The sequence below is a fragment of the Alistipes sp. CHKCI003 genome (genome assembly GCF_900021155.1).
Classification (GTDB): domain Bacteria; phylum Bacteroidota; class Bacteroidia; order Bacteroidales; family Rikenellaceae; genus Alistipes; species Alistipes excrementavium.
In genome coordinates this window covers 1-7,154 of the sequence record NZ_FCNT01000096.1, presented here as the reverse complement: position 1 = coordinate 7,154, position 7,154 = coordinate 1, and the positions used below count along the sequence as shown (strand labels likewise).

The 7,154-nt window shown below is 53.5% G+C and carries 8 protein-coding genes and 1 pseudogene; all 9 read right to left on the bottom strand.

Annotated features, from left to right (window positions below):
* Window positions 1–268, bottom strand: a pseudogene (locus tag BN3659_RS11720) (hypothetical protein); the annotation flags it as partial.
* A gap of 11 nt (window positions 269–279) precedes the next feature.
* Window positions 280–1,632: a radical SAM/SPASM domain-containing protein gene (locus BN3659_RS11715; RefSeq protein ID WP_171847767.1), complete on the bottom strand. Its 1,353-nt coding sequence runs from the start codon at window positions 1,630–1,632 to the stop codon at window positions 280–282.
* A 134-nt stretch (window positions 1,633–1,766) separates the two neighbouring features.
* Window positions 1,767–3,194: a DUF4932 domain-containing protein gene (locus BN3659_RS11710; protein ID WP_091537172.1), complete on the bottom strand. Its 1,428-nt coding sequence runs from the start codon at window positions 3,192–3,194 to the stop codon at window positions 1,767–1,769.
* A gap of 87 nt (window positions 3,195–3,281) precedes the next feature.
* Window positions 3,282–3,557 carry a hypothetical protein gene (locus tag BN3659_RS12970; RefSeq protein ID WP_141682586.1) on the bottom strand — a complete coding sequence of 92 codons (276 nt, stop codon included), beginning with the start codon at window positions 3,555–3,557 and terminating at the stop codon, window positions 3,282–3,284.
* Window positions 3,558–3,850: 293 nt separating this feature from the next.
* Window positions 3,851–5,251: a DUF4932 domain-containing protein gene (locus BN3659_RS11700; RefSeq protein ID WP_171847766.1), complete on the bottom strand. Its 1,401-nt coding sequence runs from the start codon at window positions 5,249–5,251 to the stop codon at window positions 3,851–3,853.
* Window positions 5,252–5,324: 73 nt separating this feature from the next.
* The gene (locus BN3659_RS12965) at window positions 5,325–5,615 is read right to left on the bottom strand and encodes a hypothetical protein (protein ID WP_141682585.1); all 291 of its coding nucleotides are present in this window, start codon (window positions 5,613–5,615) and stop codon (window positions 5,325–5,327) included.
* Entirely contained in the window at window positions 5,612–5,803 is a 192-nt protein-coding gene (locus BN3659_RS11695; protein WP_091537167.1) for a hypothetical protein, read from the bottom strand. Before BN3659_RS11695 ends, BN3659_RS12965 begins: the two co-directional genes overlap by 4 nt.
* Before the next feature lie 102 nt (window positions 5,804–5,905).
* Window positions 5,906–6,580, bottom strand: coding sequence for a DUF4932 domain-containing protein (locus BN3659_RS11690; protein ID WP_091537165.1), 675 nt, complete (start codon window positions 6,578–6,580; stop codon window positions 5,906–5,908).
* Between the two features lie 44 nt (window positions 6,581–6,624).
* Window positions 6,625–7,154, bottom strand: a 530-nt coding sequence (locus BN3659_RS11685) for an ATP-binding cassette domain-containing protein (protein ID WP_141682496.1), incomplete at its 5' end; no start/stop codon positions are given.

Here is a 7,154-nt window from a genome sequence, read left to right as displayed (position 1 = left end):
CTCCCCGTTCGACGCGCTCACGATCGCTGACGCAGAGCGTGTCGATCAGCCCGTCGTAGCGCGCCACCAGATCGGAGGGCGGATTGACGGTCGTGATGACCGCCGGAGCCTCGATCGTATCGGGGTACTTGATGAAGTAGCACCCCAGCAGGATTCCGCCGAAGATGCAGAAAACCACCGTTACGCCCCATCGCACCACCCACGACGGCGCACGACCCAGAATCGACTGGGCCTCTTCGCTGTGAAAGTTGTCCATTCTCTGCGGCATATCTGAATATTTTATTCATTCTGTTTTCCGGCCAACTTCTCGATCGCCTTTTTTCTGTCCAGATGGATTTTCAGAAAATCGACCATATACCCTTTGTAATAGGTGCAGCAGTTGTTGTGCCCGTTCTCGAACTTATTTTCGATGCGCTGAATCGGACAGCCTCCGTTGCAGACCGGCAGGTATTCGCATTGCGAACACACGGGATCGTCGATGGGATCTGCGCCATATAGCTGGCGGTTGAGCGTCTTTGGGTTGATATTGGTCAGATAGCCGTCTGCATTCAGTTTCCCTATCGCATATTCCTTGTTTCCTATGACCTCCCAGCATTTGTAGGCGTAACCTTCAGGATCGAACGAGATAGCGGTGTCGTTGCGGATGGCGCATTCGTTGAAGAACGGTTCCGGATAACGAATGTAAGGCGAATCCATGCCTTGTCCGGCCAGTTCGAGGATGAATTCCGAGCGCTCCTTGTGTTTGAACAATTTGCTCTTGGACCCGCAATCGTTACAGTTGCTCGCCCCTCTGTCGAGGACGAATGCCGGCGAAATACCTATATTCTTGCGCCCGTGGAATCGTGTCAGGCAGAATTTGAGCAGGCGGGTGTATTCGGAGGCATTCTCGCGGGTCAGATTCACCCGAATCACGATGTTGATTTCCGGAGCCGAATCGTTCAGCAATTCGATGTTGTCCATTACCTTCTCGAAGACGTTCTCTCCCGACGGCAGATATTTCACCTTGTTATGCGTTTCCTGCATTCCGTCCAATGTAATCTGCGCCTGCGAAACACCGGCTTTCTTCAGAACACGGATCGCCTCTTCGTCGATAGGGTATCCCGTGGTGATGATGTTCGAGACAACCGGATTTTTCCACCGGGCGGAGAATTTGTCGTGGAACGCTTCGATCTGCGGTACGGCCATCAGAGGTTCGCCTCCGAACCAAGTAATTTTGATGTGTTTCAGGTCTCTGCATGAGGCGACGTATTGGATGATAGCATCCATTACCTCCGGTGTCATGTATTTTTTCTCCTTGTATTTTTCGAAACAATAATAACAGCGGAAACAACAGTCCATCGTCGGGGCGAGGGTCAAATGCATGCTCTCGCGTTGCGATCGCAATCTGGTGATATATGCCTTGTATTTGAGATAGTCGTCGTCATCGTTATCGGTCAGGATATTGTTGTCGCACAACGCAGCCCATAATTCCTTGTCGAACCGCTCTTCCGGCAGATCAGTTCCGTTATCGTGTTCGCGCAGCTCGGAATACGACGTTTCGTCGATTTCGATCAATGCATTGGAAAGCGTATTGTAAGTATAATATTCCTTATTTGCGTGGTCAAATAAGAATGTATATTTAGAAATTTTCATTTCCCTTTCATAGTTATGGTATAGTGAAACTTTGTTACTGTAAATACCGAAGCAACGGCACCCGGCCTCGCAACGTGTCGGAATTCGCGTCTGCCCGAATGCATTCGTGCGGCCGCAACGACAGGGTTCTCTAATCAAGGCTCCGTACATATGTCTCGATCGGGCCCGGTGCGGAATAACAGGTTCGCACACCGCTCGTCCAGCGGGAAATGGGTCGAAGAGCAGAATCCGGGAGGATACAGCCGCAGACCGTAGACCGTACCGGGCTCGATCTTGTCCTTGTCCAGCAGCAGGTAGGCCCGTGTCCCGTCTTCCGACCACTCTATCTCGTCAAACATAACGTCGAACAGATATTCGACCCGTTCGTCGCCGGTTCCCGTCCTCTGCACGCCCCAAGAACCGTTCATCCTGTGCGAAAACGTGATCTCGATCCGGTCGAATCCCGTAATGTCCGACCCCGGAGCCGGATAGATGTTCGTAATGACCGGATTGGACGCTTTGAAGTCCCGATATATGATGTCGAACTGCTCCGCGACGTAGTCGAAAAATGCCACGATCTGAGGCATGAAATCCTCGATATGGGGGTAACGTTCGCGGTCCGCATAGAAATGATCCATGAAATCGTAGCTCCGGTCCATCCAGATGAACCCCAAATGCATGTACATCGCCGTTTCAAATGCCGCGAACTCGGGATCGTGCTCTTTGAAATACATGTTGGCGAAGAGGTTGTTCAGCCATTCGACGGTCATGGTCCATGCTCCGGAATAACCGATACGGTTCATTGCAGGTTCCACGCGGGGAGCGATCCGCTCCGCCGCTTTTTCCATCTGCGGCCAGTATTTCCGGATAATCGGGGCGGTGAAGTGGTGCCCCCACTCATGCAATAACGGCGCTAAAGTGTAAGAATTCGGATTGGGCAGCCCCGATTCATCGTCGTACAAACCGATTAGGACACCGCCTTTTCCCAGCGAGTAATTGCTCGAACCGTTGACAAGACTGATATACGTGTTCGGCACCTTCTCCGTCAGCGCCTCCCCGTAGAACCGCTCGAACCAGTCGGTCGCCTCGGTTCCGAGCAGCGAATCCATGCGCTCCTGCGCAACGCGGTACAACTCGCCGTGGTCTGAATAGAACGCCGCGAAACGGCTTTTTTTATAGAAACGGTTCAGCATCGCGATGTATTCCGCCAGCAGAGGCTCCGTCCACCGCGTATCCACCTCCTTGCAAATGTACGCCAGCGTATAATCGGGATGTAATGCTACGATGCCGTCCTTTATTTGCAGCCGGGCGGCAACGCTACTGATGGCATTGTGGCCGATGGCATGTTCGCGATTGAGCTTCCGCATGAATTCGATCGACTTGTCCGTTTCGTATTTCCCGAACCAGTCGCGGATGTCCCGTTCGTACGAACGGATGCCGCATTGGTTGTATTCGGGGGCGCCGGCCAGCATGAATGCGATGCTCGTGAGTTCGAAGCGCTCCTCGACCTTCGAGCGGAACTGACCGAAGCAGATGCTCGACGTCATGATCAGGACGAAGAGCAGAAAAAACGATTTTTTCATAACTTATGTTTTTGTTTTAAGTTTTTCGATGACAGGGAAGCGGAGCTTCCCTGTCGATACGGATTGACGGTCGGATCGCTGCGGAAATCAGGGCAGCGGAGGAGGTATGGGACCGAAATAGCGTGTTTCTGTACCACAAGATACAAGATGAGTATTATGACACAACTCTGTCGCCTTATATATCCATCCTACGTCGCAGGTGCCGTACAACGTTGCTCCGCACGAAGGATTCGTCGAAAAACCTTCGGCTGTTGCGGGCTTGCAGATGGTGTATATGGCCCCGATGCATGACCCTCCTTCGATAGTTGCCATTGCATTTTTATTTAAGAACCGGCTTTTTTCGATTACTTTGAACTTTTTCATGGTTTTCGTAGTTTTTAGGTCGACATTTCGTCGTTTTCGCTTCGGCTTGGCGCTGCAACCGCCGTTCAGTCGTCTCTGCCGCCTTCCGTTTTTTGGGGTCGATATTCGGTAAACAGGTCCGTCGGTTTTCCGGCGGGGTAGGCAAGCCCCGAAAGATCGTACGGTCCCGTTTTTTCAATAAAGATATGCATAAATTTCGATTTAATTATCGTTTTCGACAGCGTACTATATCATACCCTTTCCCGCCCGGTGTCCGGAACGGGATGTCGTACCGTGCCGAATCCGAGGCGAAGTCATCGCCCCGTATGGAAGAGCAGGTTTTTGCCTGCATCGTTCAGAGAATAGTGCCTTGCGGATTGGAATCCGCGGGTGTGCAGCTGAATCCCGTACGTCGTATTCTTCCGCGCCTTCGAGGGATCCAGTTTCAATGTGGCCTGCCGGCGGTCCGGAGACCATACGACGGCCTTTTCGAAATCGTCGATCAGGAAAAGGGGGCGCACGTTCGGATCGTCCGATCCGGTACCGCTGAATCCGTAGGATCCGTTCATCGTCTCCGAAAACGTGATTACGATCTCCGTGCATCCCGAAATGTCGGAACCGACGGCCGGAAATACCGAGACGATTCGGGGCAGCGACTTTTCGTATTCGAGAAGCACTTCCTCGAAGTGCTCCGCCGTATGATCCAGAAAAGCGATGAGTTGGGGCATGAAGTCTTCGATACGGGGATAGCGATCGCGCCGGGCATAGAACTCTTTCATGCAAGCGATGCTTCGGGGCATCCAGAGGAAACCGCGTCGGACCAGATTGTCGGACTGCTCCTCCATCTCCTTCGTATCGGGTTCCCAAAGCGACAAGAGCGTACACAGGTTGTTGAACCACTCGCCGATCATGACTTCCGCCGACCCATAGGCATTGCAGGCCATCTGCTCCGCCACGTGCGGATAGATCGCATCGGCCGCCTGTCGCATCCGCCCTTCGAAACGGTCCAGTATCGGATTCGTATAATGGTGGGCCATCTCGTGAACGAGCAGGAAATCCGTGCCCGGCGCCGTATCGGGAACTCCTTCGCGGTCGACAGACATGCCGATCAATACACCTCCCGGAACCGAATAGTTGCTCGGGCCGTTGGTCAGACTGACATAAACGGACATCTCCTCCGGATCGAGCGGTATTCCGAATAAGGACTCGAACCGCCCGCAGTCGATTTGTTCGAGCACCCGGTCCATCCGCTTCTCGGCCGCTTCGTACAGCGGACGGTGCTCCTCATAGAACGTATGGAAATCGCTCAGCACGTAAAATTCGTTCAGCATCCGGATGTATTTCCGCAGCAACTCCTCGTTCCAACGGCTGTCGAGGTCCGCGATCCCACTCGCGTCGTACTCCGGACGGAGACGGATCACTCCGTCTTCGATCTTCAGCATGGCTGCGGTGGTCGCTACCGCGTCATAACCGATCCGGTGTATCTGATGCAGTTCCCGGGCATATTCGACCGGAGCGCTCCGGTCGAAAGGTGCCAGTTCGTCGACGATGTCTTGGAAATAGGAAGGTATGGGACACATGCAATATTCGGGCGCACCGGCCAAAGCGAACAAGATGCTCGTGAGTTCGAAGCGCTCGTCTGTCTTCGCACGCATTTGCGAATTGCCGCTGTGGAATGCGAGCAGCGATATGAGGCATAGTATTATTTTTTTCATGGGTCGTGGAGGTAATGAATAGAGAGAGGCGCCTTCGAAACGCATCGTATGCGCCTCTCGGGAAAAATAGGGATCAATTATATACGAATCCTACGCCGCAAGTCGCACTGTAAGCTGCGACCGTACCGCAGGAACCGCCCGTCGTAGAATAAGCGACATCGCTGCCGCATGCGAAAAATGCACTCGATCCACAGTTCCAATAGTCTTTCACGGACGGCATGCCGCATGTTACATACGGTGCGCATGGATTGCTGGCGTAGGGCAGTACGACGCTACAATATTCTATTTTAATACTTCCTCTTACGTCTTCCTTTTCTTTTTGAGTCAGGAACCGGCTTTTTTCAATTACTTTGAACTTCTTCATAGTTTTACGGTTTTAGGTTGATATTTCGTCGTTTTCGCTTCGGCTTGGCGCTGCAACCGCCGTTCAGTCGTCTCTGCCGCCTTCCGTTTTTTTGGGTCGATATTCGGTAACGGGTCCGTCGGTTTTCCGGCGGGGTAGGCAAGCCCCGAAAGATCGTACGGTCCCGTTTTTTCAATAAAGATATGCATAAATTTCGATTTAATTATCGTTTTCGACAGCGTACTATATCATACCCTTTCCCGCCCGGTGTCCGGAACGGGATGTCGTACCGTGCCGAATCCGAGGCGAAGTCATCGCCCTGTATGGAAGAGCAGGTTTTTGCCTGCATCGTTCAGAGAATAGTGCCTTGCGGATTGGAATCCGCGGGTGTGCAGCTGAATCCCGTACGTCGTATTCTTCCGCGCCTTCGAGGGATCCAGTTTCAATGTGGCCTGCCGGCGGTCCGGAGACCATACGACGGCCTTTTCGAAATCGTCGATCAGGAAAAGGGGGTGCACGTTCGGATCGTCCGATCCGGTACCGCTGAATCCGTAGGATCCGTTCATCGTCTCCGAAAACGTGATTACGATCTCCGTGCATCCCGAAATGTCGGAACCGACGGCCGGAAATACCGAGACGATTCGGGGCAGCGACTTTTCGTATTCGAGAAGCACTTCCTCGAAGTGTTCCGCCGTATGATCCAGAAAAGCGATGAGTTGGGGCATGAAGTCTTCGATACGGAGATAGCGATCGCGCCGGGCATAGAACTCTTTCATGCAAGCGATGCTTCGGGGCATCCAGAGGAAACCGCGTCGGACCAGATTGTCGGACTGCTCCTCCATCTCCTTCGTATCGGGTTCCCAAAGCGACAAGAGCGTGCACAGGTTGTTGAACCACTCGCCGATCATGACTTCCGCCGACCCATAGGCATTGCAGGCCATCTGCTCCGCCACGTGCGGATAGATCGCATCGGCCGCCTGTCGCATCCGCCCCTTTTTGTCGTATCGTCGTCTCTGCTCCGAACGGCGATTCAGTTTCCCAATTCCAACTGATTTCTTACCAGTTCGTAATAATATCCTTTTTTTGCGGTTAGTTCCTCGTGCGTACCCTGTTCGACGATGCGTCCGCGGTCCAGCACGACGATCTTGTCGGCATTGCGGACCGTCGAGAGTCGGTGCGCCACCACCACGACCGTCTTGTTCTCGAAGAGCCGGTCGAGACGCTCCATGATCGTGCGTTCGTTGTTCGCGTCCAAAGAGTTGGTCGCCTCGTCGAAGAAGAGGTACTTTGCCTCCTTGTAGGCTGCCCTTGCGATCAGAAGCCTCTGTTTCTGCCCGACGCTCAGTCCGTGTCCGTCGGCGCCGATCTTGGTGTTGTAGCCCAAGGGCAGCGCGTCGATGAAGGTGTCGATGTTGGCGATGCGCGTGGCGCGTCGCACCCGCTCCATGTCGGGCCGATCGTCCGAGACGCCGATGTTACCGGCTATGGTATCCGAAAAGACGTATCCCTCCTGCATCACCGTGCCGCACGCCCGCCGCCAGCACGACGGGCTGTACTGCC